The following is a 26908-nucleotide window of genomic DNA, read 5'->3' as shown; positions in this document are numbered from 1 at the left end:
ATGGCTGACTTGTCGCGCCAGTGACGCACTAGCCAGTGAACATGGGTTGGGTCGACGAGACCCGCGTCAGGCGGATTTGTCTAATCTGGCCACGGCTGAATTGAAGTCTTCGACGGCCTCTAGGTTGGACATGTGACCGACCTTGTCGAGAAGAGTGAATTCAAATAGAACGCCCTGCCGACCCAGGCGCGCTGCGAGATCCACCGAATGGGCCGCCGGGGTCAGTCTGTCGGCATCGCCCACGATGACCGCCGCCGGCACTGTCAGCGAGTCAACACCCCTGCTGACGTCGATTGTCGCCAACACTGAACCCCACATCCCCCGCACCTGTGGTGGGCATCGCAACACGATGTCGGCGCACTCATCGATTACCTCGACAGTCGCGCCCGGGCCCAGGGTTCCGTAACGAATCAGGCGGCGAGACAAACGCGTCCCCTGCATCTCGGGTCCCGCGACCGCAAGACTAGCCGCGAAGGCCCGCTCAAGTCTCGGTCGTAGCTGTCGGGGAACCTTGAGTAACGTTGACCGATCCACCAACTGTGATGGCCCGGTGCTTGCCAGTACTACTCCGCGGGCCAGCTCCGACACCGAGGCGGGGTACTCAGCCGCCCAGCTCATGATGGACATACCTCCCATGCTGTGTCCGACCACGACAGCCTTGTCGGCGGGAGTCGCTACCGCCCGAACTACGGCCTCCAAGTCATCGGCCAGAAGTCTCGCCGAGAACGGTACCCGGCCCCGGTCGCTCCACCCGTGTCCGCGTTGGTCGTAGACCACCACCCGATGCGTCGCCGCGAACTGCTCGACCTGCGGACGCCAGAAACGCCCCTGACAGGCCCAGCCGTGACTAAAGACTAGAAGTGGAGCATCCCGGCCCGGACCGAATTCCTGAGCGAACAACCTGGTTCCGTCGGAGGAAAGGACCTCGAGGTCACGCGATCCTCGCGACGCACTCGCAAACTCAGAGGTCATCGAAGCTCACCGTGACAGAATCCGTCAGCGGAAGTGCCTGACACGCAAGCCGTTCACCGTCGGCAATGTCATCTTCAACGAGGATGTGGTTTTGTGCCATTTCTACATCACCCTCAACCAGCTTGCATACGCACGCGCTGCAGGCCCCTTCTCGGCAGGAGTACGGGGCATTGTGACCTTGGGCCAATAGCACGTCGAGCAACGGAGTGTTGCGCGGCCACTCAGTCGTGATGGACTGCCCATTCAGATAGACCGTGGCGGTCGCCACACCATCGTCGTCACTGAGCTGACGCATCGTGGCTGTCTCGAATGGATCTCCGGTCAGTGACTGAAAGACTTCTCGATGTACCGAGGCGTGCTCGACACCGCAGGCCTCCGCCGACTTCTGAACCAGATCCATGAACGGCGCCGGACCACAGGTGTAGATCTGTGCACCGCGGTGCTCACGTATGGCGGATTCGACATCCTCAGGTGCCGGAATCCCCATAGCCGACTCCAACCAGTGGAAGACCGTGAAACGCTCGGGGAACTCGGAGGCGATCTGCGCCAGTTGGCCCTCGTACATGATCGACTCGGCATCGCGATTCGCGTAGAACAGTGTGACTTCGCCCCCGCCGCACACAAGCGCCGACTTAATCAGCGACAAGACCGGAGTGATCCCACTTCCTCCTGCAAAGAATAGAAAATCGACGTCGAGATTCTTAGCCGTGAAGTGCCCCGACGGCGGGAGGACGGTCAACTCCATTCCCGTCATCGCGTTGTCGCACAGCCAGTTCGATGCGTAACCGTTCTCCGTCCGCTTGATCCCGATCTCGAGACGGAAGTCCTCGACGTGAGGCGAGCTGCTCAACGAGTAGCATCGTGCGACATGACCGGTCCGATCAGATGGGATCTTCACGGTGATGAATTGCCCTGGGACATGCTTGAACTCCTCGACCATGGCATCGGGGATCTCGAACGAAATGGTGACGGAGTCTTTCGTTTCCTGGGTCACTTCTGAGACGCGCAAGGTGCGTGAGCGGGCTGCGGCAGCCGGACGTGCATCGGGTTCGACGGTCACTTGAGGATCCCCTGTCTACGTGCGACCGCGTAACCCGCCCGTGTCAGTGGCGCCGCGATGTCCTGGTAGCGGGGACCGATCACCCGTGCCACGAAGTCGAAACCGCGGGCGTCCGCACCGATCAACACTCGTGCCTTCTTCTTGTCCATACCTTTGAGGATTGTCGCCGCTGCTTTATCCGGGGTGCTTCGTGCGATCCTGTCGAACAGCGAGGCGACAGTCGCGGTGTCTGCCCCCATGGCGGAAACGCCTCGGGCATTGTTGACGATGTTGGTTTTTACACCCCCCGGGTGCACACATGTCACTGTGACCGGGTATCGACTGATTTTCATCTCCTGTCGGAGCGCCTCGGTGAAGCCTCTGACGCCGAATTTCGCGGCATTGTATGCGCTCTGGCTGGGGATTCCGATCAAGCCGAAGACGCTCGACGTGTTAATGAGATGTCCGTCCCCGGACGCGATCAGGTGAGGCAGAAACGCCTTCGACCCGTTAACGACTCCGCCAAAGTTGATGCCCATGAGCCAGTCGAAGTCTTCCCAGGTCATGTCGACCACGTCGACGCCCAAGGCCACGCCGGCGTTGTTGAACACCATGTCGACGTGGCCCGACTCTGACCGCACTCCGTCGGCATAGTCCTGAAACGCACTGCGGTCCGCAACGTCTAGTACGGCGGCGGTTACCGTCGCCGCATACGTGGTGCGGCAAAGTTCTGCAGTCTCCTTCAAGTGCATCTCATCAATGTCGGACAGTGCCAGTGCGGCACCTCGCTCCGCCAACTGGAGTGCCAGAGACCGACCGATCCCTGACGCGGCACCGGTGATCACTGCCACCTTGCCTGTGTAATCATGCCGGTCAGAATTGCTCACTGTCGTCTCACCATTTCTACGAATCGTGTCTCTCCGTGCGTTCGGGCTCAGGCGATGTCGTACTCGGCGGGGTCGAAATCTTTTGTGGCGCGCCAGTACTGCCATGTGAAGCCCGGCCACACGGTCCGGTTGACGCCCTGCGAGTCGAGATACCAACTCGTGCAGCCGCCGTTGGTCCACACTCCCTTGGCCAGCTTCCGCTGGATGTCGGTGTTGAACTGTTCTTGCACGGACGGGCGTACGTCAACCTTCTCAGCGCCTCGGCTTTCTACTGTGTCGATGGCCTTCATGATGTATTTGATCTGTTGCTCGATCATGAACACCACTGAGTTGTGGCCGAGGCCCGTGTTGGGTCCGAGGAGGAAAAACAGGTTGGGAAAACCCTCGGTCGTGATGCCCAGGTGCGTGTTAATCCCCGTCTGATGCCAGTGGGACGGGAGATCCTCGCCAGTGGCACCTTTCAGGGCGAGCTGATCGAAACCATCAGTCACGTGAAAACCGGTCGCATAAATAATTACGTCGATGAGGTGCTCGACGCCGTCTGAGGTGATGATGGAATCAGCGGTGACCCTCTCAATCCGATCGCTGATGACGGTGGTGTTGGGCGCCGCAAGTGCAGGGTAATAGTCGTTTGACCCCAGAATTCGCTTACAGCCGATGCGATATGACGGGGTCAGTTTCTTGCGTAGTGCCGGATCAGAGATGGAGCGTTCAATGTTCCACCGAGCGACCCGTTCGATTGGCCGCATAAGGTTGGAGTGACCGTTGAGGCCGAAGGCTAGGCTCTCCGCACCCCAGTACACCGACCACCTGGCGATACGACGTGCAATCGGGAGTCTGCTCAGAAGAGTCCGCAGGGCCGGCGGAACGGTGAAATTCTTGCGGGGTAGGACCCAGGCAGGGGTTCGCTGGAAGACCTTGAGGGACATGGCCTCCTTCTGTACGAACGGCACAAACTGGATAGCGCTGGCACCAGTGCCGATCACGGCGACACGCTTGCCCTCCAGATCCACCGAATGATCCCACTGTGCGGAGTGAAACGCTTCGCCTTTAAAGTCCTCAATCCCCGAAATTTCGGGAAAATTGGGGATATGCAGCGCACCGACTCCTGAAACTACGAACTGAGCAATGTACTCACGTCCGGACTCAGTACGCAGGTGCCACCGCGACTCTGACTCGCTCCAGTATCCGGAAACCAACTTCTGACCGAAATGAATCTTTTGTGTCACGCCGCGCTTGTCCGCGACGTCTTGTAGATACCGCTCAATTTCTGGTTGTGACGACCACACCTTCGACCAGCTACCTCGACTTTCGAATGAGTACGAGTACATCAGCGACGGGACGTCACATGCACAGCCCGGATAGGTATTGTCGCGCCAGGTTCCACCGACGGAGCTTGCCTTCTCCAGGATTAGAAAGTCGCTGTACCCGCGACGTCTTAGCTGTGCGGCCATCCCGAGACCAGAGAACCCGCTTCCGATGATCAGAATCTTGGTCGAAATCGGGTCGTCGGTTGAGTCGGTTTTGGCGGCGGCGCGCGAGGCGCGCCGGGTAGTTGAAGATGCCATGTTTATGCTTTCTCCCTCGTGGGTTCGTTGGCACAACACATCACCTGCGCACAGTGGCAGCGGGTGATCTGTTGAGGCGGAAGTGATCGCGAAGCCATCGAGAATGCTCCGCACAGGTCTAACTGATGTCGACCGTGACGGCTCGGCCGCGTGAACGGAGATCAGCGGAGATCGTCGGGAAGGCTCCGCGTCGCGCGCCACATGGCCATTGTGAACTTGCCTCCCAGCATTCCCGCCTCATGGAAGAACCGAATCATGGGCTCCGACATGAACTGCAGGTTGGTCCGATAGTTTGGGCTGGTTTGTTGTGCCCATACGCCACGCCAGCGGCTAATTCCCACTGCGGGGTACACTTTCGGATTAATGAGCAGCGGGTACGCCAGGTTCGCGATGACGGCAAGCACCCCTCGGTGCCAAGCGCGCGTCGCCTTACGTCGACGCTGCATGCCTTCGATCATCTCCAGTCGCGCAAAGGTAATGTGACGGGCTTCCTCGAGGACATGGATCTTCATGAGCTGGCGAAGCTGAGGCTGCATACTGGGGTCGTTCATCGCCTCGCGCTGGGCGCGGTCCAGGATTTCCTCGATCAGCAGCGTGGCTCCGGACACCGACGGTCCGAGCGGGACGAAATGCAGGATCTTTGCGAAGCTCAAGAAGCCCTTAGGGAGCTTGTAAGGGGGCACGCCTGTTTTGTTAATGAGGCGCGCGAACATAGTGGAATGGCGGGACTCATCGCCGATTTCTGTTAGCGCGTATAGGGACTTCTGATCGGTTAGGGCCCCCTTTGCCGACATGCGCAGGAGCGCCGAACTCAAGAGGTTCTCTGCGTAGATGCCGAAACTGAGGATGCTCACGATCTCGTGGCGTCCCAGCTCGCGACGCTGCTCCTCGGTCATCTTGTTCCATAGTTTGGTGCCGTATAGCGACACCCGGTGCTCTGGCAGAAAGTACTTGCCTTCCTCCCAGGGCGACTCCCAGTCGATGTCGATCTCCGCGTCGTAGAACTTCTCCGCGGAAGACCGCAACAGACGACCTGCAGATCGTTCCATGTCGACGGGCTTGCGCCCGTTCACCCGGGCCATGCCCTCCTGTGAAAAGTCGGGCTTGATATGGGCATCCTGCACGGTCATGTCTTCTCCTCGGTCGTTCAAGGCTGGGAGTCGGGGCCTGGCGCCCAGTACCCATTACTCGCAGTATCTGGTACTGCTAGTATCCACGAACCGCGTTATTTGTCAACGCTCAATGCGAAGAAGGTAGGGCTGCATGTCTGACGACCATGACCTCGACTACTCCGGCGAAGGAACCCTGGTGTGCCGCGGGACGGAGATCCATGTCGAAGCGAAGATCAAAGGCTATTTCCAGCCGCTGAACGGCCTCTACACCTGGTATGGCCGGATTCAGAAGAATGATGAGCTCGACGAGCTCCTGAAGGGCGCCCGCGCGATCGCTGTATTTACGACCCCCGAGGGCCGAGCGGAGTGTGTCGTCGGGGATCCCGACTTCTGGGGCCGATACCGCATCTCAGGTAAGAGCACCCCCCCATACCACCTGCCCACCACTCTCGAGGAGGTCGAAGACATGGCCGAGCACCACCGCAAGTGACAACCATCCACCGCCGCACGGACGTTCGCATAACGGGTGCGCACGATTGGGTCGCCCACTTCAGGTCGAGAGGAAATTTCACATGGTGAGTTCGTCTCCCATTCGAACCCGCCCGTCGAGAGGGGGCGAGAAACTCGGCGAATACAGTCCGACCCTTGAGCGGGTTGCATGGTTTACCCTCCGCCGCAAAGGGATTGTGACGCTGGTCTGGCTCGGCGCCGCCATCGGCTTAGGCCTTCTCTTTCCTCAACTGGAGTCAGTGATACGGGAACAATCTGTGGATCCGATCCCGGCCGGAGTCCCGTCTTTTCAGACCTTGGACCGTATGGGCGCCGCTTTCGACGAGCGCGGCGCCAAGACCACAGTATTCGTTGTGATGGAGAACAGTGCAGGCCTGTCCGACAACACCCGCGATCGATATCACGTGCTTGTCGACACCCTGCGGGCGGACGACAGGCACGTCATCGCTGTCCGGGACCTGCTGAGCGATCCCCTCACCGCAAGTCAGGCTCTCAGCAAAGACAAGCAAGCCTGGTATCTGCCCGTGGGAGTGGCCGGCACACTCGGGGGACCCGATACCGCGGAGGCGGTCGCAGCGGTGCGTGAGATCGCTGAGAGTATCTTTCGTGACAGTGGGACGACAGTCCGTGTGACAGGCCCGCCCGCGACCTTTAGCGACCAACTCGCCGTGGGCGAGTCGGATCTGGTCCTGATCACTGTTGCCACCGTGCTGCTGATCGCCGTGATCCTCCTGATCGTCTATCGTTCGGTCTTCACCGCGCTGATGCCGCTGCTTGTCGTGGGCATGAGCTTGGCTGTGGGTCGCGGAGTTCTATCTGGACTGGGCGAGCTGGGCATGCCGGTATCCCAGTTCACGTCAATGTTCATGACCGTCATCATCTTTGGTGCCGGAGTTGACTATTCGGTGTTCCTCATCAGCCGCTATCATGAAGGTATTCGAGCGGGTTACTCTCCTGATGTCGCTATCGCCCACGCGAATGCAACTATCGGCCGCGTGGTTCTAGCGTCGGCGGGCACTGTGGCCCTAGCGTTCCTGGCTATGGCCTTCGCCAAGCTCAGTGTGTTTAACACTTTGGGTCCGGCCTGCGCAATCGCCATAGCTTTCGCATTCTTGGCGACGGTGACATTGCTGCCCCTCGTACTCTCTTTCGCTGCCAAGAAAGGCGCCGGCCTTCCCCGCCGTGACCTGACGCGGGATTACTGGAGAAGAGTCGGAGTCATGGTTATCCGGCGGCCGGTCCCTCTGCTCGCGATCAGTGTGGTCGTGTTGATCGGCCTCGCCATGGTCGCCGCAACAATTCAGATCACCTACGACGATCGCGAGGGGCAGCCACCTGACACAGGGAGCAACGAAGGATACGCGCTTCTCAACCGCCACTTCCCGAAAGACATCATCATCTCAGAATTCTTGGTGGTGGAGTCCGAGAACGACATGCGCACGGCTCAAGGCCTTGCCGACCTCGACCAGCTAGCCTCCCGCGTCGCGCAGATTCCCGGCGTGACCAGGGTCATTGGCGTGACGCGGCCGACCGGTGAGAAGCTAGAGCAGGCGCAATTATCTTGGCAGAATGATCAGATCGGTACCAAGATCACCGAGGAGACCGGTGATGGACAGGCCCGCAAGGGTGATCTGGCCGTCCTGAAGACGGGGTCAGAGCAGCTCGCCGGAGGCCTGGCACTGTTAGAAGACCAGATATCCTCCAACCTCGCTCCGCTGTCGGGGTTGCTCGACGAGGTGTCGTCATTTGGCCCGCAGCTCGACGAGTATCGGCCGCTTGTGAACCAACTGGCGAACGCTGCCCCAAGGCTTAGACAGTTTTCCAAGCAAGCGCCCGAGCTGTCTCAACTCGCACGTCGGGCCCAGTCTGCGGCAGATGCGGTCGCGCCGGCGTTGTCCGCGTTAGACAATCCGTGGTGCCAGCAGATCGCGCAGTGCTCGGCACTGCGCGCGCAAATGGCCGACATCCGGGCACTCGCGGATGATCAGTCGCTTGGGAGGGTGGCTGACTTTGCCGCGCAGCTCGGCCGCGTGAGTGCGCCAGGCTCGACCAACATTGCACAGCTGCAGCGTTCTCTTCAAACGCTGGATTCTGCACTACAAGCCATCGGCGGACAGGACCTCGGGAACAGGCTCTCGCAACTCGAATCCGGCGTCGGCGCACTTGCCGACGGCGCGCGTCAGTTGTCGAACGGAGTCGGTGCTCTGGTGGACAGCAACCTTCAGCTACTCAGTGGACTGGCACAGGTCGCCGCACAGCTTCGGGCTCCCGCACGGGAGGTCGGCGATTCTGACTCGGCAACCGGCTTCTATCTCCCCGCGGATGCGTTCAAGGACCAGCAGTTCAGTCAGGTCGCTCGACAGTTCATCTCGTCCGACGGGAAAACCGTGCGCTATGCGGTACAGACCGCCTACGACCCATACTCTGCCGATGCAATGACGCTGGCGAACGAGCTGTCCAGCGTCGCCGAGAACGCGATGCCGAACACCACTCTGGAGGGCGGACGTGCTTCTGTTGCGGGCTTTCCTGCGATCAATGCCGACGTCCAGCGACTGTTGTCGTACGATTTCAAACTGCTCGGCATAGCCACCCTTCTCATCGTGGGTCTGATCCTGATGCTGCTGTTGCGGGCCGTCGTTGCACCTGTCTATCTCCTTGCAACCGTCGTCTTGAACTACATGGCGGCTCTCGGTATTGGTGTGCTCGTACTTCAACACATCCTCGGTGCCGGGATCGCCTGGCCCGTGCCACTGGTGTCGTTCATTGTCTTGGTGGCGGTGGGCGCCGACTACAACATGCTGCTGGTGTCACGGCTGAGAGAGGAAACGAGGTGGAGCGTGCGGGTCGGCGTAATGCGTACCGTCGCTTACACCGGGTCGGTCATCACCTCGGCTGGGTTGATATTCGCGGCCAGCATGTTTGGGCTGATGGTCGGGTCCATCGATGTGATGGTGCAAATCGGGTTCATCATCGGTGTCGGTTTGCTGCTCGACACGTTCCTGGTGCGGACCTTAGTAGTCCCGGCGCTAGCGGTGCTGCTGGGCACTGCGAGCTGGTGGCCGGGTGACATCGACCGTTTCCGGCTCGCCCCTTGACCATCGCAAAAGTCACGCGGACGGACCCATGGGGATCTGACAAGCGTCGGTCGCTGAATATCCCGACCATTCCGTCAACAGGTAGGAGGGGCATAAGCATGACGCAGCACCGTCGCCCGTGATAGATGAGTTGCGTCCTAATTCAAACGCTAGCTGCACTGACCTTGGTACGCGGCTGGCTGGTGGTTGAACCGCCCCGGGTCTGTCGGAGGCTCTCGAACCTGTGAAGGATGGAGAGCATGGCAGCACCACGCAAGTACAGTGAGGAACTCAAGGACCGGGCCACCCGGATGGCATGTGAAGCGCGACGAGATCCCGATTCGTCGAGAGGTGCGATCAAGCGGATCGCCGATCAGCTCGGAGTCCATCCCGAGGCGTTGCGCAATTGGGTTCGTCAGGCCGAGATCGACGGCGGGGTCCGCCCGGGCACCACGAGTGAGGACGCTGACCGCATCGCGGCGTTGGAGCGGGAGAACCGTGAACTGCGGCGAGCGAACACGATCTTGAAGCAGGCTTCGGCTTTCTTTGCGGCGGAGATCGACCGCCCACAGCGCTGATCGTGGAGTTCGTCGCGGCTCACCGCGATGAACACGGAGTCGATCCGATCTGTGCGGCATTGCGCGATACGTCCGCCCAGATCGCTCCGTCCACGGTACGAGCCCACCTGAGCCCCCAGAAGACCGAGGCGCCTCGTGTGGTGCGTGACCGGGAGCTCCTTACCCAGGTCCGCGCGGTGCATGCCGACAACCTCGGCGTCTACGGTGCCCGCAAGGTGCATGCCCAATTGCGCAGACAGGGCCATAGTGCTGCCCGCTGCACCGTCGAGCGATTGATGAAAGCCGATGGGCTGCAAGGGATAGCGAGACTCAAGACACGCAAGACCACGCGCAGCGAGGGAGCTGAAACACCCCGGCCGGCTGACCGGGTCAACCGTCAGTTCACCGCGGCGGCACCGAACGCGTTGTGGGTGGCGGACCTGACCTACATCCGCACCCACTCGGGCTGGGTGTACGCGGCGTTCGTCCTGGACGTGTTCTCGCGGATGGTCGTCGGCTGGCAGGTCTCGACCACCATGCACACCGACCTCGCCCTCGACGCCCTGAACATGGGATTGTGGGCACGGTCGCGTGCCGGCCACGACGTGGCCGGGCTGATCCACCACTCCGACCGCGGAGTGCAAGGCGGATTCAACTGGTCGTCGCAACACCATGATCATGGAGGTGTTTGCGGTGGCTACGGCGGACTGGAGTCGGAGGACCAGCGATGTGGCGGTAGGTGTTCGTCGGCAGTGGCGTGCTGATCGTGCACTTCGGCCGGCGATGCGATCGCCGGGGCGGCCGGAGCCGTCGCGGCAGGTGCAACGTGAGTTTTGGCGGGTGGTCGCGACGGGGGTGAGCACGGCACAGGCATCGATCGCTGTCGGTGTGTCGGTGCCGGTGGGTACACGCTGGTTCCGCCACGCTGGCGGCATGAGGCCGCTGAGTCTGGATGAGCCTTCGGGCCGCTATCTATCCTTCGCCGAACGGGAAGAGATCGCGCTGCTACGCGCCCAGGATCGTGGGGTGCGTGAGATCGCACGGTGGATCGGGCGGAGTCCGGCCACGATCTCGCGTGAGCTACGGCGCAACGCCGCAACCAGGAGCGGGAAGCTCGAGTATCGGGCGTTGGTGGCGCAGTGGAAAGCCCAGCAGGCCGCCAAGCGCCCGAAAACAGCGAAGCTCGTGGCCCACGTCGAGTTGCGGGAGTACGTACAGGACCGCCTGGCCGGCGTTGTCCGCCGTCCCGATGGCACGATCGCTGCGGGCCCCACGCCACCGCCATGGAAGGGGCTTAACAAACCGCACCGGGCCAACCGGCGGTGGTCGCTGGCGTGGAGTCCAGAGCAGATCTCCCAGCGTTTGAAGGTCGACTTCCCCGATGATGAATCCATGCGTATCAGTCACGAGGCGATCTACCAGTCCCTGTTCATCGAGGGCCGCGGCGCGCTCAAACGTGAGCTGGTCGCGTGCCTGCGCACCGGACGTGCACTGAGGGAGCCGCGGGCCCGCTCGCGCAACAAGCCGCAGGGTCACGTCACCTCCGATGTCGTGTTCAGTCAGCGCCCTGCCGAGGCCGAGGACCGTGCCGTCCCCGGGCACTGGGAGGGTGATCTGATTATCGGAACTGGGAGATCGGCGATCGGCACGATCGTTGAACGTCGTAGTCGTGCAACACTTCTGGTGCATCTGCCACGCCAGCAGGGCTGGGGTGAGCAGCCGCCTGTGAAGAACGGGCCCGCACTCGGTGGCTACGGTGCCATCGCGATGAATGCAGGACTGACAGCGTCGATCGCCGCGCTGCCGCAGCAGTTGCGCAAAACGTTGACGTGGGATCGCGGCAAGGAACTGTCCGCTCACGCCCAGTTCGCGATGGACACCGGAACGCAGGTGTTCTTCGCCGATCCGCACTCACCGTGGCAGCGACCATCCAACGAGAACACCAATGGTGTTCTGCGCCAATATTTTCCTAAGGGAACTGATCTGTCGCGGTGGTCAGCTGAGGACCTCGAGGCCATCGCCTACACCCTCAACAACCGTCCTAGAAAAGTCCTTGGATGGAAAACTCCCGCCGAAGTCTTTGGCGAACAACTACACTCGCTACAACAACCCAGTGTTGCATCGACCGATTGAACGCGCCCAATTCCGATCGCGAAAATTCGTACACGCCTTGAACACTCATGGACTCACGGGGTCGATGGGCAAAGTCGGAGCGTGCGGGGACAACGCAGCGATGGAGAGTTTCTTCGCACTCCTGCAACGCAACGTGCTCGACCGCCAACGCTGGGACACCCGCGAGCAGCTTCGGATCGCGATCGTCACCTGGATCGAACGGACCTACCGCCGCCGGCGCCGGCAAGCCCGCCTCGGTCGGTTGACGCCTGTCGAGTTCGAAGCAATGATCAACACCGCCGCTGCCGCGGCATGACACCCAAACTGTCACCTATCCGTGCAGCAGTCCCCATCGGCAAATGCATTGCTTCTATAGAAGTGTGCCCACCGAACGCTGACGACGTTCGGTGGGCACACTTGCGCCCTATAGCGGCGCTAATTCGATACAACCGGCAGCTCGCCCTGCTCATGCTTCGCGCGTAACACCTTCTTATCGAACTTGCCCACGCTCGTACGCGGTACCTGCTCCACGAACGTCCAGTTCTTCGGGATCCACCAGTGTGGGATCTCCTCCGGGCAATTTCTTAGGCACCACTCGTGAAGCGTGTCAGCCGACACCTTGCGACCCGGTACCGGAACCACCACGGCGAGAGCTGTTTCCTGCCACCGGGGGTCGGGCATCGCGACAACCGCGGCCTCGGCGACATCTGGGTGCGACATGATCCAGTTCTCGAGCTCCACTGACGAGATCCATTCGCCCCCTGACTTGATGACGTCCTTGGACCTGTCGGTCAGCGTCAGGTACCCGTCCGGGCTGATGTGTCCCACGTCTCCGGTCCGCAACCAGCCATCCCGAAACCTCTCGGCGTCCTCGAGCCGGTAGTAGCTGCCTGTGACCCACGGACCCCGCACTTCGAGTTCGCCGACGGACTTGTCGTCACGGGGAACCGGCAGGCCGCCCTCGTCGATGAGGCGCATCTCCACCCCGCAAATTGCCCGTCCCTGTCGCTTGCGGTACGACATTTCCTTTGTGGGGCTGATCCCGGCGGGAGGCCGACTTACCGCTGCAAGCGGGGACGTCTCAGTCATGCCCCACGCCTGGATAATCTGTACGCCGAAGCGGTCCGCAAACCCTTCGATCAACGACTGCGGGACAGGAGCTCCACCACAGGCGACAAGGTCGATTGATGACAAGTCGACACCCGGATTCGCGATACCGTACTGAAGAAGATCGTTCCAGATTGTCGGTACTGCTCCTGCCTTCGTGGGGCGATGCTGTTGGATCAAGTCGGCGAGCGGCGCCGCTTGAAGGTATCGATCAGGCATGAGCAAGTCCGCGCCGGCCATCAGCGACGCGTAGGGCAGACCCCAGGCGCTGGCATGAAACATCGGCACGACGGGAAGTACACGATCGGCTTCTGCGATCGCCAGAGCGTTACCAGTACACGCTGCAATGGAGTGCAGAAACACCGAGCGATGACTGTAGACGACCCCCTTGGGATCGCCTGTAGTGCCGCTCGTGTAACACATACCCGCAGCCGACCGCTCGTCGGGATCGACCCAAGAGAACATTGGTGATTCTGCTGCGAGCGCGTCATGGTATCGCATCACGGTCACGCCGTGGCCGTCGAGCGGGGAGGTGTCGCCGTCGCCGGTAACGAACACAACCCGAACCGTCGCCAAGCCCGGTAAGACCGCCGCCAACAACGGCACCAGCGACCCGTCCACAATGATGACCTTGTCTTCGGCGTGGTTCGCGATGAACTGCAGCTGAGCCGGTGACAACCGGATGTTCAGCGTATGCAGCACCGCGCCCATCGCGGGTACCGCAGCGTACGCTTCGAGGTGCTCCTGGTTGTTCCACAGCATGGTTGCCACGCGGTCGTCGCCGACCACGCCGACCCGGCGCAGAGCATTCGCCAGACGTGCGCATCGCTCTTCGAGATCGCCGTAGGTTGCGTACCGGGCAGAGTCGCTCGCGGAATAAGTAATCACCTGCCTATCAGTATGATTGGTTGCGACGTGACGCAGTATCGATGACACTGTCATCGGCACCTCCTGCATGGTGCTTTTCATCAAATTCTCCTTTCGCGGCGGACGCTGGATCATTCGGCAGGTCCGTAATCCTGGATCTGCCAGCCGTTCTCGGTCTTCAGCACGACTACTTTCAACAGTGTGGGGAGTTCGCTCGGCTGAGGGTTCTGAACATTCTGGGTCTTCTGGGTGGCGAAGACCAGCACCGTGTATTCCCCCCGGTTCTCGCTGGCGCTGCCGGTGACACTGGTCGCCAGTACGCGTCCCGACGCTTGGACCTTGGCCTGTTCCATGATTTGGGTCAGGGTGGGTTCGACATCGTCGTATCGCTTGACCAACGCATCGCTGGCATTCTCTTTCACTTCGGTAAAGAATGCGCCGGTGTTTTGGTAGCTGTAGGTGAGCGACTTTGTGGTGTAGTCCGATGCTGCCTGCGCTGCCTGCGCTCGTTGTGTGGCAGCGTTCTCCGCGGACGTCTTTGCTTCCCTCATGTCAATGTAGAGGTAAGCAAAGAGGCCGGCCAGCACCGCGAGTGCCACCACGAAAGCGCCGGCGGCCACCGCCTGGACGCGTGCTGATCTCCATCGGTGCCTGGCATCGGACGTCGGGGGGCTTGCCTCGTCCGGGGCGGGACCGTCTTGGGACGTCGCAGATTCTGTAGCACCAGTGGCGTCGCTGCGATCTGCTTTGTCGGAAGCCGCAGTCAGCTTATCCTCAGCGCTGCTGTCCTTGGATTCTGGTCCGTTGTCTTGTGCCGTCATTTGCTGCCTTCTGTGAATGCTGGTGTAGGAGGTATCCATCGGGCGTCAGCGAGGTGATGGCGTGACGGCGATCGGAATCTGCGCCTGCCCCCGATGTGACGCTGGGAATGTTCGAGCCAGAAGATCACCGATCGATCCGAAGTCGATGTATGTGTCTGCGACTTTCGCCGTCGCCGGCTTCACCGCGCGGGTAATGGCGACAATATCGGGCTGGAGTATCTGGATGTAGCCGCTGAGCTTTTCCACTAGCTTCAGGATCGGTGGCCATTTGTCGTAGGACGTAGAAGTGAAAACGATGAACGCACGTTGGATCCTCGCCAAACCGTCGACGGCATCCGGGGTCCGGACCGACGCGGTGCTGAGCACACCGCCCACGTTCGACATAAGGCCCAGGAGGAACTCGGCATTGTCCGCAGTGGTACGGACGGCACCGTCGTCACCGACGAAGTCCACGAGGCGGTGCATCATGTCTCCGATCGTGTCGAGGTCCTTTTGCCGGCCGTCGACTGCCGCCGAGATCGTTTCGTTGATGGACTGAATCGATGCTGGATCGAGCGCGTCCGCCACTGCCGACATTTTCGGGAGCACCTGGGGAACGGATTGCGACACGCGGATGGCGCCGGCGGGCACTAGGTCCCCACTACGCAAGTACTCACTGGTGGTTGTGCCCGGTGGGATGAAATTGATGTATTGTTCTCCCGCGACCGAGAGGTTCTGAATCGTCATGACACTGCCGCGAGGAATCTTATAGTCGGAGTCGATGGACATGTCGACGGCGAGCTGATTACCTGTGACGCGAATAGATGTCACTTTTCCCACCGGCACCCCCTCTAACATTACCGGTGATGTGTCTAGAAGGCCGCCCGAGCTCTCGAGTATGGCCGAGATCGCGTAGTCGGTGCGGAACGGGTTTACCCGTGCCACGTCGATGATCAAGTATGTCGCTCCGACGAGGAGAACGAGGACAAGGGCAACCAGCGATACGAGGGTGCTGCGGATCATGGCATCATTCCGATCGCTCGCAAGACGGTTATGAACGACTCGGCATCACGCCGCGCCAGTTCTCGGCCATCGATAGACACATCGGAGACGTTGATATCTGGCGAGCTGACGAATGGGATGAGCCTTTCGCGTATTACACGAGCCGCCTTGTCGGAAACATCCTTGGAGTAGATGTCCGAGTACGCGATGGACGCGACCACTGGCGCGATCGCGCCCACCGTTTCCTTGATGCGGGAATACTCAGGGTCGACGATACGGCCTGCGGATACCGCGAAGTCGCGCAGATTAGCGATGAGTAGCGCTACGTCAATTAGCGAGTAGCCCAGACCATAAAAGTTCACTCCCCCTTGGTCAACATTCGGTCTGTACCTGACGGGTCGGCCAGGATCACTTTGAGTGTGCGATCGGCTGACTGCAGGATTACGTCGAGTTTGTCGGTGTTGGCAGACACCTCAGACACGGTGCGCAAGGTCGTGCGGTAGAGCGCATCGAACTGGGCGGGGTCACTCGGAAAAGTCGAGTTCAGCGTCGATATCGCGGTATGGATTTTATCGAGTTCACCCCCGCCCAATACGTTAGCCATACCCCGCATCACGTCCTCGACGTTGGCAGCCGGTTCGGTGCGTGAGAGAGGTATTACCGATCCCGCGCGCAGCAAGCCTTGGGTGGACTGCTGTGCAGGGGGAAGGATGGCCACATAAATCTCGCCCAGGAGAGTGTCTTGGCGGAGTTCCGCGCGCGAATCTTCCGGCAGCTGGGCGTCTTTATCAATTCGGGCAGCAACCAGCGCGTGGCCTCCGTCGTAAGCGACGCTGGTGACGGCACCGACGTCAATCCCTCGAGAGAGGACTTTGGCACGGGCAGGCAAGTTCAGAGCACTCGTGAACTCGATCTCGATGTCGTAGCCGTCTCGGGCGGATGATCCACCGATGGTCGGCGGGTTGTCAGCACTGATGCTGCAGGCGGCGAGGGCGATAGTCGCTACGAACAGCGTCACGATCGCGGCCGTGACACGACGAAGGTAGCCGTAGATCATCATCGAGGTTGCCCTCCGATCAAGTTGGCGATCGTCGCCGCTTCGTTACCCGTCGCGCAAACGTCCTTGACGGAAGGAGGAGCGCACGCGTTCTTGAGGGCCTGCAGTGGTACAGATATTGCGAATGCCCGCAGGATCGACTTCGCATCTGGATGCTCAACGATGAGGTCAGCTGTTCGAGCGGCGACGGACGCAAGTATGTTTTCTTGCTTGCCCGCTTGCGAGAGGAGGGGAACCGCAGCATCTCCAAGTGAGAAAATAGGTGGCCCGAAGTCAGACGATAGGCGCGACAGGATAGGGACGAAGGTGCCTGCGTACTCTGTTGCGGCGCCGAATGTTTGACCGAAAGCAACAATCACCTCAATTGCGCCTACGAAGTTGTCGAATAGCTGGGTCACCTCAGTACTGTTTTCGGTGGCAACACCGGTTAAGGTGGCGAGATTGGCTACAATCCTGCGTATCTGGCTATCACGCCGGGTCGGATCGTTGATTAGCGTGGCCGAGTCCTGGAGAATGCCGGATATATCACCCTGGGTCCCTTCCATGTTTTTCGAGACGAGTGTAAGTGCCTGAAGAATCGCATCCGTGTTACGTCCGTCGTCCTTGACGAGTTCGTCTGAAAGAGTGCTGATCGCGTCGAGCGTTTGACTAATCCCCAGTGGAGTCCTGGTCTTTTCCAGTGGGATACACTCAGCCGACTTGTAATATTCTCCGCCACGATAGGGATGGGTGAACTCGATTTGTCTTTCGGTGACAATCGAGGTGGACACCAGGGTCGCACCCACATCTGCGGGAAGCGGCACGGTCTTGTCGATCCGCATATCGACACGCACACCTTTCTGTCCCTCCTCGTGAATGCCTACGACCCTGCCCACCTTCTTGCCGAGCATCGCGACGGAATTGCCTTCGTACAGACCTGATGCGTCAGAAAACTCCGCACATAGTGATCGCGTGTCGTCGTCGGCTGTCGCATAGTCGATTCCGACGCCGCCGATCACTACTGCCAGTGTGACAATGGTGGCGATCGGGATCAGATGCCGACGCATCCGCTCCGTCAACATTTGTTATCACCAATCGGGATACAGACGCGGACGGTCGGTTCAGGACTCGCAGGTCCGACCTGCGGAGCATTGAGGAGAATGCTCAGTCTTCTGGTGATCTGATCGACCTGGGCCAGCGCGTCTTGGTAGGCGGGCATCTGGGCCGACACCTTGTTTAGAAGGATCTTAAACTGCTGTACCGATGGTTCTATACCGTCGCGGTACGCGACAAGCGGCCGGGTCAGCAACTTAAAAAGACGACGTAGATAATCGAACCCGCTCTGGACGTTGGCGATGTCTGGTCCAAGGGTGCGGGCAAGGAAGCTGAGCTGGCGTAGGAAGTCCACGAGTACCTGCTTGCGGTTTGCGAGGGCAGCGACATACTCGTCGGACAAAGCCACCGTCTTGTCGAGTTGTGCGTACTGACGCTCCAGCAAGTCCATCAGGCTGCTCGCGTTTTGCAGGGCATCAGGGATATTGGTGTTTCCGTCGGAAAAGGCATCCTGTAGCAACGCCGCCGTGCGCCGTAGATCAACACCACGCACGTCACGGAACACCGGTGTAGATGTCTCCAGGGTGCTGGAAATATCATAGGTGCTGCCTGTCTGCACCAGTGGGATCGCGCCGTCAATGGCCGACGGGCCTGAACCTGGGTCGAGGTCCAATACACGTCCACCGATAGGGGTGAGGAGACGGACGTTCGCCGTCGCGTCCGACCGAACGGCAATCGAGTCATCCAGCCGGAACCGCACGGTGATGAACGTTCCGGTCAGGTCGACCGACGCTACCTTGCCTTTCCTGATCCCGGCGATACGTACCTGGTCGCCAGCTTCCAATCCGCCGGTATTGACTAACTCCGCGCTGTAGATAGTTTGTCCGGGCGGCGAGATATACACAGCTCCGGCGGCGACGAGACCGGCCACCGTGACCATCGTTACGACCCCCGCCAGGATGAGGTCCCGCCGACGCTGCGGGCGGTGATGCGGACGCTTGCCGAAGAAACGGGTCACTGGCACACCACCAGTCGTTGACCCATCAGGGCGATCTGCACTGTTCTCGGTAGGTCGAGCACCCCTCGGGCACACCCTGCCGCCGAGGGCGGGGGAGTCGCGTTGGATGTTGCGGCCAGGGCGTCCAGGAGCGGCTTCAGGAGAACGGCACCATTCAGTAGGCCTTCTGTATCCCCTGGCTCCCGCACTAATCTCTGAAAGATAGCCGCGAAGCTGGTGTCGTAGGTCGACTCGATCTGCTCACCGGCGAGTACAGTCTTTGCCATCGAACGGTTGACCTCTCGCAGCGAGGCCCGCAGTCGATCGCTCACGCGGCTGAACGCATCGACGATTGACCCCAATTTGTCTATCAACTCAACCAGTTCAGCGGAGCGCCCCATCAACTGGTCGGACACCTGCCCCAGGCTCGTCACAATATTGGTGATGATCTCTGAACGCTGGTTCCCGTAATCAGTGATGTTCGCGACTTGCTTCATGACTGGTGCGATACCTCGACCGTCTCCCTGGGCAACCCGTAGAAGGTTCGACTGAAGCTCGTTGATTTCCGCAGTATTCAATGTATCGAATACTGGTTTGAAACTGTTGAATAGTGTCGATACGTCGAAGGACGGGACGGTCTTCTCGAGTGCCACCTGTGTGATCGAGTCCTGGTCGGCGCCTTGTCCGGCATTGATGAGTTCCACATACCGCTGCCCCAGCAGATTTTGGTAACGCACAGCGGCAGTCGTCGCGGGGGTAATCGCGACACCGTCATCCAGTTGGAAACGGACGATCGCTGTTGAGCCCTCGAGATCGACAGCCGTTACATATCCCACTTTCACTCCAGCGAGTCGTACCCCGTCGCGGGGCTTGAGTCCGGAAGCGTCGGCAAACACCGCGGAACGCTGCGAACTGGGTGACCCTTCGTTGGTCGGCTGCAGAATCGCGATGATGACATATGAAAGGACTCCGATGAGAGCGATGAAAGCGACGATTTTAATGATTGTGGGTGTTAGCGACCTCAGAGTCATCGCGTGGCACCCCCCATTCTCAATGCGCCTTGTAGGGCAGGCGACGTCTGGACCACCAGTGCTAGCTGGAGCTGGACCCGTTCGTTGAATTTCGGCAAGGCTTTGTCGATGCCATCGAGGATCTGCGGGATCGTGTACACCGTGCGAACTAGCCCCGAGGCGGATCTGGCGACGGGCCGCGCTAGGTCAAGGCCGACGTCTAACAGCGAACTCAGGGCTGGGTAATTCTTATCGAGCAGGCCGCCGAGCCCACCGAAAAGAACCTTTCCCGTGTCGCCGAGATTACTCTTCGTGCGGTCGATGTTTTGTTGGGTGGCGAAAAAGTCAGCGATATCGACGTTCTTCAAGACGCCAGGGACAAACGGCGTCATGAAGTCGGCGACTCCGGTGGACAGGTTAGCCGCAATTCCTAGGTCCTCCCCGACCGGCCGTTTCTGGACATCTCGCGTGAGTTGCGCAATCTGGAGAACGAGTCTTCCGCTATCAGCCATTGCCTGCGAGTCCTCAACGATGAACCTCACTACCGCTTCAAATGAGGGCTGGTCCAGTGCCTCGACCAGCGTGGAGATCTTGCGAACAAGCGTTGACACCGAGGTCTGTTCAGATTGCAACCTGCTCACGTAGACACTCCCGCCGGAACCGATGGGTGGTCCTTGTCCAGGATCTACGATCTCCAGTGCAGTTGGTCCCAATGCGTTTGACGAGGTGTAGTTCACCGTCATGCCCTGCCGGAGAACTAGGTCGTTACCGGAACCGGTGAGGTTGATTTTGACCGCCGCGCCACGGTCTCGAACCGCGATGCTCGAGACCTCCCCCACGGTGAACCCAAGGTACTTCACATCCGATCCCCCCTTCAATCCGTCGCCTATCGCGTCGGTGTTGATGGTCAACGACGTGTGATCGCTGAAGTCGCCGTTAGCGTCACTTATCAGTAAGTAGGCAGCTATCGCGCCGAGGATCAATAGGGCGACCCCCCGAAGGGCCAGGTTCCCGTGCGACGGCTCGCGTCCGGACGGATCATGAAAGACAGCCACTGAACCCCCTACCCTGAAATCCGTACGCCGGAATCGAATCCCCACATCAGAAGGGTCAAGATCATGTCCTCCACGACGATGACTATGAGGCTCGTGCGGATCGCTCGACCGGACGCTCGACCCACCCCCTCAGCTCCGCCTGTGGCGAAGTAGCCCTGATAGCTATGGATAATCACTACAGAAATGACAAATACAAGAACTTTGATAAGCGAGAAGGCAAGATCCTGAGGTTTGAGGAACTGGTCGAAATAGAAATCGTAAGTGCCGCCGGATTGGCCGTGAACTTGTGTGACGACGAGTTTGGCGGCCCCGAATCCGAGAATAAGCGCGACGATGTACAAAGGAATCACGGTCGTGATCGACGCAACTACGCGAGTGCTGACGACGAATGGAATAGGACGTACCGCCATAGCCTCGAGAGCGTCGATCTCCTCGGAAATGCGCATCGAGCCGATCTCAGCTGTCAACCGGCAGCCGGCTTGTGCTGCGAACCCGATCGCCGCGATCATTGGCGCAAGCTCTCGGGTGTTGGCATAGGAAGAGATGAACCCCGTCAGTGAACCCATCCCTACGAGGTCCAGAGAGGCGTAACCCTGGATACCGATTGAGGCGCCGACGGCGATGCCGAGGATGGCGAGGACGATGGCCGTTCCACCACCGACCAAGACTGCACCTCTACCCCAGGCGAATTCTTGTATCTAGAGCAGGGTTTGGCGTCGGTAGGTGGTGATCACATGGCGGATGCCGAGGACCGCGGCGATCACAAAGGTCGCGACGTGCCCCAAGCGTTCAGGTACGTGTACAACTGGCGCGATCACGGCTTCGACAGGGCGGGTGGCGGCGGAGAACCTCCGGGAGGGAACGGTGGTCACGAGGCGTTTCTCATCCAATAGTTTGGGGGACGAACATGGTTGTTAATTGCGTGATAAAGACATTGATCACGAAGCATGCGACGACGCCCAGTACTACGGTGGCATTTACTGAGGTTGCGACGCCTTTAGGGCCGCCTTTCGTCGACAGGCCGCGGTGACAAGCAATCGTCACCACTACAAGTCCGAACACAAGCGATTTGCATAGAGCGACAACGATGTCTGTTATCGATGCGAACGAAGCGAACGAGGCGACGTAGCTGCCTGGTGTGATGCCTTGGACGTCGACGCTGATGGCGTAGCCCGCCAGCAGCCCGGTGAAGACGATTAGCATGCAGAGCAGCGGCGCGGTGATCAACACAGATACGAACCGGGGCGCTACGACTCGCCTGATCGGATTGAGTCCGAGTGTCTCCATGGCAGCAATTTCTTCGCGAATCGTTCGAGCACCCAAATCAGAGGCAATCGCTGATCCGGCCGCGCCCCCGAGTAGGAGGGCGGTAACGATGGGCGCTCCCTGTTGAATAATCCCGAGGCCACCAGCGGCGCCAGCTATTGACGTGGCCCCAACTTGCTGAGTGAGGCTACCCACCTGTACTGACACGATGACACCGAATGGCACAGCTACGAGAATCGCCGGCAGAGTTGTCACGACGATGACGAACCAGGTCTGCGATACGGCTTCGCGAAACGGAAATCGTCCTGTAGCAATGTCTACTGCTACCCACCGCAGGGCCTGACCAGCCAAGCCGACGGTGTTACCAAAAGTGGCAGCGCCGTCTAGCAGACGGTTGACGCCTGTGCCGGTGGTGATGGCCATCTCCCCCCTAGTGCGCGTGGTGTGCGCCACTCCATTCGCGTGTGCGTAATGGACAGTATCAGGTACTGGCAGTATTACCTATAGTGGTGAGCACAGACCGTGTTCGGGACCGGTTCCCACACCTCATCGATCCCCCCGCACCCTGTTGCGTAGGTGGCGGGCTGAGTTAAGGACAACGATCAGAGATGACCCCCGAAGCAAGACTGCCGGCACACTCGTCCCAGTGCATGGGCTGCGGAAGCAGCAACCCCCACGGACTTCAACTTGAGGTCTACCGGAGCGGCGAGCGGGTGTACGCCGATCACACCTTCGACGAGAAACACCTCGGCGCGCCCGGGTTGGCGCACGGTGGCGCGATCTCGGCCGCCTGCGACGACATCATGGGTTTCACCCTGTGGATCGCGCGGACCCCCGCGGTGACCCGCACCCTGACCGTCGAATACCGCCGGCCGGTCCCGCTGCACACTCCCATACGTCTCACTGCCTGGATTGACCACGAGTCGGATCGCCTACTGCACATCGCGGCCGCCGGATCGTTCGATGAGCAAACGTACTTCACCTCTAGCGGTGTTTTCGTCAAGGTCGACGTTGCTCACTTTCGACGTTATGCCGACGTATCAACAATCGATGACTTCTTCGCCAACTTCACGCGGTCAGACTGACGCCGCACGCGTCTCCGTTCTGCGCGCCGCCAACTCTGCGAGGTACGCGACCACGTTCGGCGATCCACCGCCAGCGGTCAGGCTGCGACGGTCAACAGGGCTGGAACTGCAAACGCTCGGCCTTCCACTGCCGGTTCAGTAGCGACAGGAAAACAACACCGCAAGGACCGGCTTGACCGCGAGGGTCAGGCCGAGCGGATTGCCCGCCCACCAGTCGCGGCGCTGCAGCATCAGGCTCGTACACAGCGGCTGAACCATAACGGTCACCGGCAGCACTGTTCTCACAGGATTGGAGGGGAGGGCGGCGAGCTCCCTCGAATGTGCAGCTCTCTTCCTTCCGTCCTGGCTACAGTTGAACCGCCCCGGGTCTGTCGGAGGCTCTCGAACCTGTGAAGGATGGAGAGCATGGCAGCACCACGCAAGTACAGTGAGGAACTCAAGGACCGGGCCACCCGGATGGCATGTGAAGCGCGACGAGATCCCGATTCGTCGAGAGGTGCGATCAAGCGGATCGCCGATCAGCTCGGAGTCCATCCCGAGGCGTTGCGCAATTGGGTTCGTCAGGCCGAGATCGACGGCGGGGTCCGCCCGGGCACCACGAGTGAGGACGCTGACCGCATCGCGGCGTTGGAGCGGGAGAACCGTGAACTGCGGCGAGCGAACACGATCTTGAAGCAGGCTTCGGCTTTCTTTGCGGCGGAGATCGACCGCCCACAGCGCTGATCGTGGAGTTCGTCGCGGCTCACCGCGATGAACACGGAGTCGATCCGATCTGTGCGGCATTGCGCGATACGTCCGCCCAGATCGCTCCGTCCACGGTACGAGCCCACCTGAGCCCCCAGAAGACCGAGGCGCCTCGTGTGGTGCGTGACCGGGAGCTCCTTACCCAGGTCCGCGCGGTGCATGCCGACAACCTCGGCGTCTACGGTGCCCGCAAGGTGCATGCCCAATTGCGCAGACAGGGCCATAGTGCTGCCCGCTGCACCGTCGAGCGATTGATGAAAGCCGATGGGCTGCAAGGGATAGCGAGACTCAAGACACGCAGACCACGCGCAGCGAGGGAGCTGAAACACCCCGGCCGGCTGACCGGGTCAACCGTCAGTTCACCGCGGCGGCACCGAACGCGTTGTGGGTGGCGGACCTGACCTACATCCGCACCCACTCGGGCTGGGTGTACGCGGCGTTCGTCCTGGACGTGTTCTCGCGGATGGTCGTCGGCTGGCAGGTCTCGACCACCATGCACACCGACCTCGCCCTCGACGCCCTGAACATGGGATTGTGGGCACGGTCGCGTGCCGGCCACGACGTGGCCGGGCTGATCCACCACTCCGACCGCGGAGTGCAATACCGAGCCATCCGCTACACCGAACGACTGGCCGAAGCCGAAGCGGTGACATCTGTTGGCTCCAAAGGGAATTCATACGACAACGCGATGGCTGAGGCGTTCAACTCGCTGTTCAAAGCCGAATGCATCCGTAACCCCGTGATGCGCCCGCGAGGCGGCTGGGCAGGTGTGGGCGAGGTCGAGATCGCCGTCGCTGAGTACGTCGAATGGTTCAACCACCGCCGCCTGCACGGCGAGATCGGACACGTCCCACCCGTCGAGTACGAGAGCGCCTACTGGTCGACCCAAACCGTCACCAGCTACCGTGAGAACCCGGTCCCCGCAAACGCTGGAACCAACTAACCGAGCCTCCAGCAAACCCGGGGCGATTCAAGTCGCTACGACTCGCGGTAGTACTAGGTTGGCCGACTGTTTAGGCCAGTGCGAGGAACAGTTTCTCAAGCTCCGCTTCCGTGAGCGGTGGCTGCTCGCCATCTTACGGTCGCGATGCATTGACGCATCCCTGATTAGTCCGGATGGTCCACCGCCAGTCCGGGAACTCGGTCTCGAGCCGTTCGATCCGCTCGGCCGACAACCGGCCCTTGCGGTAGTCAGCGCTGCGGCTCTGCACCCAGGTGCCGATCGCGAATCCGTCAATGACATCGCGCCGGCGGGCGTTGCTGGTGCCGTACACCGCGACGTAGCGGTGCAGGTGCTCGAGCCCGGCCTCGAACCGCCCATCGCCAATAGATTCAGCCACGACAGCTCACGAGTGTGTTCGACGTTGCCGTAACGGGAAGACCGCGCTCAAGTGCGGTCATCACTGGAATGTAGCGCGGCGAACCCCACCTAGTGTCCTGAGTCATTAATTTCCGTTCGGTTGTTAGGCTAGGGAATGGCAACCCGGGGTCCGCGAGCAGTGGATATTGTTCTGACTGATGACGAGCGCCGTGAGCTCGAAGGGTGGGCGCGTCGGCGAACGACGGCCTCGGGTTTGGCGATGCGCTCACGAATCGTTCTCGCCGCCGCTGATGGCGGTTCGAATACTGAAGTGGCACAACGACTCGGCCTCAATCGCAGTACCGTGCGGCGCTGGCGAGGCCGGTTCGTCGAGCACCGCTGCGAGGGGTTGCTCGACGAACCCCGGCCTGGGCGACCTCGCACCGTCGACGACGAGCAGATCAAAAACTTGATCACCGCGACTCTCGAGACCACTCCGAAGAATGCGACACACTGGTCGACGCGGGCGATGGCCGAGCATCTCGACATGTCACAGTCAACCGTGTCGCGTGTGTGGCGGGCGTTCGGATTGGCTCCGCACAAACAGGATTCGTGGAAGCTGTCGAGAGATCCCTTGTTCACCGAGAAGGTCCGCGATGTCGTCGGGCTCTATATGAACCCACCCGAACGTGCCCTGGTGCTTTGCGTTGACGAGAAGACCCAGATCCAAGCTCTCGATCGCACCCAGCCGATCTTTCCCATGCTCCCGGGCACCCCGCAACGGGCCAGCCACGACTATGTGCGCAACGGCACCTCCAGTCTGTACGCGGCGTTGGACATCGCGTCGGGAAAAGTGATCGGTTCGCTTCACTCACGGCATCGGGCAACAGAATTCATCGGGTTTCTCCGCAAGATCGACGCCGAGGTGCCCGACGAGCTCGACGTCCACCTGGTCATGGACAACGCCTCTACCCACAAGACGCCCGCGGTCAAACGATGGCTGACCTCGCACCCACGATTCGTTGTCCACTTCACCCCGACGAGCTCATCCTGGATGAACCTCGTCGAACGCTGGTTCGCCGAACTGACCACCAAGAAGCTCCAACGCTCCCCCCACCGCACCGTGAGAGCGCTCAACGCCGACATCAGAGCATGGATCGAGACCTGGAACGACAACCCCCGCCCCTACGTGTGGGTCAAGACCGCTGACCAGATCCTCGACTCCATCGCCCACTACTGCACACGAATTAATGACTCAGAACACTAGCTGCCTACGCCGAGGCGGCTCGTATGTCGCAGCCCGAACTGGTGGCTGCGTTGCGAGATCTGCTCGGCGCGCGGCTGGTCGCCTACCTGGGTCGGGTGAGCGAGACCCGGGCGGTGCGGCAATGGGCTGACGGCACCCGCACCATCGCCAACCCCGAGGACGTCGAACGGCTCCGGATCGCCTACCGCGCCGCCCGCCTGATCACCGAACGCGACACCCCCGCCGTCGCACAAGCCTGGTTCCAGGGCCTCAACCCGGTCCTCGACGACCGGGCGCCGGCATTGCTGTTGCGCGACGGCGAGCTCGCCGACGTCGGACCGCAAGTACTCGCCGCCGCCCGCCAATTCGCCGCGGTGGGATGAACCAACCACAGCCTTCGACGATCAGCACCCCGCACGGCCCGATCACCACCAGCATCCGGACTGCCACGCCCATATATCGAGTCGGATACGCGCCCAGCCCGTGGGAGTGGACACCATGGGAGTACG

Annotated in this window: 25 protein-coding genes, 3 pseudogenes and 2 other annotated features; of the genes and pseudogenes, 10 read left to right on the top strand and 18 right to left on the bottom strand. The window is 60.7% G+C overall.

What is annotated here, in order from left to right; translation table 11 throughout:
- Window positions 1–66: 66 nt before the first annotated feature.
- From MVF96_RS00505 to MVF96_RS00485, 5 genes are all read right to left on the bottom strand, one after another.
- On the bottom strand, window positions 67–972 hold the full coding sequence (locus MVF96_RS00505) for an alpha/beta fold hydrolase (protein WP_247450776.1): 906 nt from the start codon (window positions 970–972) through the stop codon (window positions 67–69).
- A complete protein-coding gene (locus tag MVF96_RS00500; RefSeq protein ID WP_165629286.1) occupies window positions 962–2032 on the bottom strand; it encodes a ferredoxin--NADP reductase in 1071 nt (356 codons plus the stop codon). Before MVF96_RS00500 ends, MVF96_RS00505 begins: the two co-directional genes overlap by 11 nt.
- Complete coding sequence (locus MVF96_RS00495) at window positions 2029–2898, bottom strand: SDR family NAD(P)-dependent oxidoreductase (RefSeq protein WP_006369629.1); 870 nt, start codon at window positions 2896–2898, stop codon at window positions 2029–2031. The genes MVF96_RS00500 and MVF96_RS00495 overlap by 4 nt, the downstream gene beginning before the upstream one ends.
- 47 nt (window positions 2899–2945) lie before the next feature.
- Window positions 2946–4466, bottom strand: a complete 1521-nt coding sequence (locus MVF96_RS00490) for a flavin-containing monooxygenase (RefSeq protein ID WP_035718354.1) — start codon at window positions 4464–4466, stop codon at window positions 2946–2948.
- A gap of 161 nt (window positions 4467–4627) precedes the next feature.
- The gene (locus MVF96_RS00485) at window positions 4628–5596 is read right to left on the bottom strand and encodes an AurF N-oxygenase family protein (protein ID WP_247450774.1); all 969 of its coding nucleotides are present in this window, start codon (window positions 5594–5596) and stop codon (window positions 4628–4630) included.
- Between the two features lie 133 nt (window positions 5597–5729).
- Between MVF96_RS00485 and MVF96_RS00480 the strand changes: the two genes are divergently transcribed.
- From MVF96_RS00480 to MVF96_RS00455, 6 genes and pseudogenes are all read left to right on the top strand, one after another.
- Entirely contained in the window at window positions 5730–6068 is a 339-nt protein-coding gene (locus MVF96_RS00480) for a DUF4873 domain-containing protein (protein WP_006902477.1), read from the top strand.
- A gap of 82 nt (window positions 6069–6150) precedes the next feature.
- Window positions 6151–9183 carry an MMPL/RND family transporter gene (locus MVF96_RS00475; RefSeq protein WP_247450772.1) on the top strand — a complete coding sequence of 1011 codons (3033 nt, stop codon included), beginning with the start codon at window positions 6151–6153 and terminating at the stop codon, window positions 9181–9183.
- Window positions 9184–9422: 239 nt separating this feature from the next.
- Window positions 9423–9740, top strand: a complete 318-nt coding sequence (locus MVF96_RS00470) for a transposase (RefSeq protein WP_004022138.1) — start codon at window positions 9423–9425, stop codon at window positions 9738–9740.
- Window positions 9701–9829 (top strand) — a sequence feature (AL1L pseudoknot). Its footprint overlaps the gene before it by 40 nt.
- Window positions 9743–10483 (top strand): IS3 family transposase, encoded by a 741-nt coding sequence (locus MVF96_RS00465; RefSeq protein ID WP_014928955.1) that lies wholly within the window; start codon window positions 9743–9745, stop codon window positions 10481–10483. Its footprint overlaps the feature before it by 87 nt.
- The gene (locus tag MVF96_RS00460) at window positions 10398–11852 is read left to right on the top strand and encodes an IS30 family transposase (RefSeq protein ID WP_078114170.1); all 1455 of its coding nucleotides are present in this window, start codon (window positions 10398–10400) and stop codon (window positions 11850–11852) included. The genes MVF96_RS00465 and MVF96_RS00460 overlap by 86 nt, the downstream gene beginning before the upstream one ends.
- A 4-nt stretch (window positions 11853–11856) precedes the next feature.
- Window positions 11857–12147: pseudogene (locus MVF96_RS00455) on the top strand (integrase core domain-containing protein); the annotation flags it as partial.
- Window positions 12148–12266: 119 nt separating this feature from the next.
- Here the strand turns inward: MVF96_RS00455 and MVF96_RS00450 are convergent.
- The 11 genes and pseudogenes from MVF96_RS00450 to MVF96_RS00400 all read right to left on the bottom strand — a co-directional run bounded on the left by MVF96_RS00450 (window position 12267) and on the right by MVF96_RS00400 (window position 22375).
- Window positions 12267–13907 (bottom strand): long-chain fatty acid--CoA ligase, encoded by a 1641-nt coding sequence (locus MVF96_RS00450; protein ID WP_014928958.1) that lies wholly within the window; start codon window positions 13905–13907, stop codon window positions 12267–12269.
- A gap of 29 nt (window positions 13908–13936) precedes the next feature.
- Window positions 13937–14665 (bottom strand): hypothetical protein, encoded by a 729-nt coding sequence (locus MVF96_RS00445; protein WP_223258800.1) that lies wholly within the window; start codon window positions 14663–14665, stop codon window positions 13937–13939.
- Window positions 14666–14671: 6 nt separating this feature from the next.
- Window positions 14672–15628 (bottom strand): MlaD family protein, encoded by a 957-nt coding sequence (locus tag MVF96_RS00440; protein WP_004023297.1) that lies wholly within the window; start codon window positions 15626–15628, stop codon window positions 14672–14674.
- Window positions 15625–15969, bottom strand: coding sequence for a hypothetical protein (locus MVF96_RS00435; protein ID WP_247450770.1), 345 nt, complete (start codon window positions 15967–15969; stop codon window positions 15625–15627). Before MVF96_RS00435 ends, MVF96_RS00440 begins: the two co-directional genes overlap by 4 nt.
- A complete protein-coding gene (locus tag MVF96_RS00430; protein ID WP_247450767.1) occupies window positions 15966–16667 on the bottom strand; it encodes an MlaD family protein in 702 nt (233 codons plus the stop codon). The genes MVF96_RS00435 and MVF96_RS00430 overlap by 4 nt, the downstream gene beginning before the upstream one ends.
- Window positions 16664–17725, bottom strand: coding sequence for an MlaD family protein (locus MVF96_RS00425; RefSeq protein ID WP_004023295.1), 1062 nt, complete (start codon window positions 17723–17725; stop codon window positions 16664–16666). The genes MVF96_RS00430 and MVF96_RS00425 overlap by 4 nt, the downstream gene beginning before the upstream one ends.
- Window positions 17719–18714 carry an MlaD family protein gene (locus MVF96_RS00420; RefSeq protein ID WP_004023294.1) on the bottom strand — a complete coding sequence of 332 codons (996 nt, stop codon included), beginning with the start codon at window positions 18712–18714 and terminating at the stop codon, window positions 17719–17721. Before MVF96_RS00420 ends, MVF96_RS00425 begins: the two co-directional genes overlap by 7 nt.
- Entirely contained in the window at window positions 18711–19724 is a 1014-nt protein-coding gene (locus tag MVF96_RS00415) for an MlaD family protein (RefSeq protein WP_004023293.1), read from the bottom strand. Before MVF96_RS00415 ends, MVF96_RS00420 begins: the two co-directional genes overlap by 4 nt.
- On the bottom strand, window positions 19721–20758 hold the full coding sequence (locus MVF96_RS00410; RefSeq protein ID WP_004023292.1) for an MlaD family protein: 1038 nt from the start codon (window positions 20756–20758) through the stop codon (window positions 19721–19723). The genes MVF96_RS00415 and MVF96_RS00410 overlap by 4 nt, the downstream gene beginning before the upstream one ends.
- 8 nt (window positions 20759–20766) lie before the next feature.
- Window positions 20767–21630, bottom strand: a pseudogene (locus tag MVF96_RS00405) (ABC transporter permease).
- A 10-nt stretch (window positions 21631–21640) separates the two neighbouring features.
- Window positions 21641–22375, bottom strand: coding sequence for an MlaE family ABC transporter permease (locus MVF96_RS00400; protein ID WP_033206584.1), 735 nt, complete (start codon window positions 22373–22375; stop codon window positions 21641–21643).
- A gap of 257 nt (window positions 22376–22632) precedes the next feature.
- On the opposite strand from MVF96_RS00400, the gene MVF96_RS00395 reads away from it, so the two are divergent.
- Entirely contained in the window at window positions 22633–23109 is a 477-nt protein-coding gene (locus MVF96_RS00395; RefSeq protein ID WP_004023289.1) for a PaaI family thioesterase, read from the top strand.
- Between the two features lie 135 nt (window positions 23110–23244).
- Here MVF96_RS00395 and MVF96_RS00390 read toward each other — a convergent pair whose 3' ends face one another.
- A complete protein-coding gene (locus MVF96_RS00390; protein WP_156422439.1) occupies window positions 23245–23385 on the bottom strand; it encodes a hypothetical protein in 141 nt (46 codons plus the stop codon).
- Window positions 23386–23514: 129 nt separating this feature from the next.
- Here MVF96_RS00390 and MVF96_RS00385 point away from each other — a divergent pair.
- Window positions 23515–24796: pseudogene (locus tag MVF96_RS00385) on the top strand (IS3 family transposase).
- Window positions 23793–23921 (top strand) — a sequence feature (AL1L pseudoknot). Its footprint overlaps the pseudogene before it by 129 nt.
- Before the next feature lie 133 nt (window positions 24797–24929).
- Here the strand turns inward: MVF96_RS00385 and MVF96_RS00380 are convergent.
- Window positions 24930–25193, bottom strand: a complete 264-nt coding sequence (locus MVF96_RS00380; protein WP_004022477.1) for a helicase associated domain-containing protein — start codon at window positions 25191–25193, stop codon at window positions 24930–24932.
- Window positions 25194–25328: 135 nt separating this feature from the next.
- Between MVF96_RS00380 and MVF96_RS00375 the strand changes: the two genes are divergently transcribed.
- A complete protein-coding gene (locus MVF96_RS00375; RefSeq protein ID WP_068884350.1) occupies window positions 25329–26420 on the top strand; it encodes an IS630 family transposase in 1092 nt (363 codons plus the stop codon).
- A 23-nt stretch (window positions 26421–26443) separates the two neighbouring features.
- Window positions 26444–26782 (top strand): hypothetical protein, encoded by a 339-nt coding sequence (locus MVF96_RS00370; protein WP_033204248.1) that lies wholly within the window; start codon window positions 26444–26446, stop codon window positions 26780–26782.
- Window positions 26783–26908 lie beyond the last annotated feature (126 nt).

This window comes from Gordonia hongkongensis, assembly GCF_023078355.1.
Classification (GTDB): Bacteria; Actinomycetota; Actinomycetes; order Mycobacteriales; family Mycobacteriaceae; genus Gordonia; species Gordonia hongkongensis.
The sequence above is the reverse complement of the archived record's forward strand: the minus strand, read 5'-3'. Positions and strand labels throughout refer to the sequence as shown.

What these genes read in the sequence shown, in the direction of transcription:
- MVF96_RS00475 (WP_247450772.1), top strand. Translation starts at nt 6,151, where the DNA reads ATGGTGAGTTCGTCTCCCATTCGAACCCGCCCGTCGAGAGGGGGCGAG.
- MVF96_RS00480 (WP_006902477.1), top strand. Translation starts at nt 5,730, where the DNA reads ATGTCTGACGACCATGACCTCGACTACTCCGGCGAAGGAACCCTGGTG.
- MVF96_RS00450 (WP_014928958.1), bottom strand. Translation starts at nt 13,907, where the DNA reads ATGAAAAGCACCATGCAGGAGGTGCCGATGACAGTGTCATCGATACTG.
- MVF96_RS00460 (WP_078114170.1), top strand. Translation starts at nt 10,398, where the DNA reads ATGGAGGTGTTTGCGGTGGCTACGGCGGACTGGAGTCGGAGGACCAGC.
- MVF96_RS00485 (WP_247450774.1), bottom strand. Translation starts at nt 5,596, where the DNA reads ATGACCGTGCAGGATGCCCATATCAAGCCCGACTTTTCACAGGAGGGC.
- MVF96_RS00445 (WP_223258800.1), bottom strand. Translation starts at nt 14,665, where the DNA reads ATGGATACCTCCTACACCAGCATTCACAGAAGGCAGCAAATGACGGCA.
- MVF96_RS00440 (WP_004023297.1), bottom strand. Translation starts at nt 15,628, where the DNA reads ATGATCCGCAGCACCCTCGTATCGCTGGTTGCCCTTGTCCTCGTTCTC.
- MVF96_RS00430 (WP_247450767.1), bottom strand. Translation starts at nt 16,667, where the DNA reads ATGATGATCTACGGCTACCTTCGTCGTGTCACGGCCGCGATCGTGACG.
- MVF96_RS00505 (WP_247450776.1), bottom strand. Translation starts at nt 972, where the DNA reads ATGACCTCTGAGTTTGCGAGTGCGTCGCGAGGATCGCGTGACCTCGAG.
- MVF96_RS00370 (WP_033204248.1), top strand. Translation starts at nt 26,444, where the DNA reads ATGTCGCAGCCCGAACTGGTGGCTGCGTTGCGAGATCTGCTCGGCGCG.
- MVF96_RS00490 (WP_035718354.1), bottom strand. Translation starts at nt 4,466, where the DNA reads ATGGCATCTTCAACTACCCGGCGCGCCTCGCGCGCCGCCGCCAAAACC.
- MVF96_RS00470 (WP_004022138.1), top strand. Translation starts at nt 9,423, where the DNA reads ATGGCAGCACCACGCAAGTACAGTGAGGAACTCAAGGACCGGGCCACC.
- MVF96_RS00425 (WP_004023295.1), bottom strand. Translation starts at nt 17,725, where the DNA reads ATGTTGACGGAGCGGATGCGTCGGCATCTGATCCCGATCGCCACCATT.
- MVF96_RS00415 (WP_004023293.1), bottom strand. Translation starts at nt 19,724, where the DNA reads ATGACTCTGAGGTCGCTAACACCCACAATCATTAAAATCGTCGCTTTC.
- MVF96_RS00395 (WP_004023289.1), top strand. Translation starts at nt 22,633, where the DNA reads ATGACCCCCGAAGCAAGACTGCCGGCACACTCGTCCCAGTGCATGGGC.
- MVF96_RS00375 (WP_068884350.1), top strand. Translation starts at nt 25,329, where the DNA reads ATGGCAACCCGGGGTCCGCGAGCAGTGGATATTGTTCTGACTGATGAC.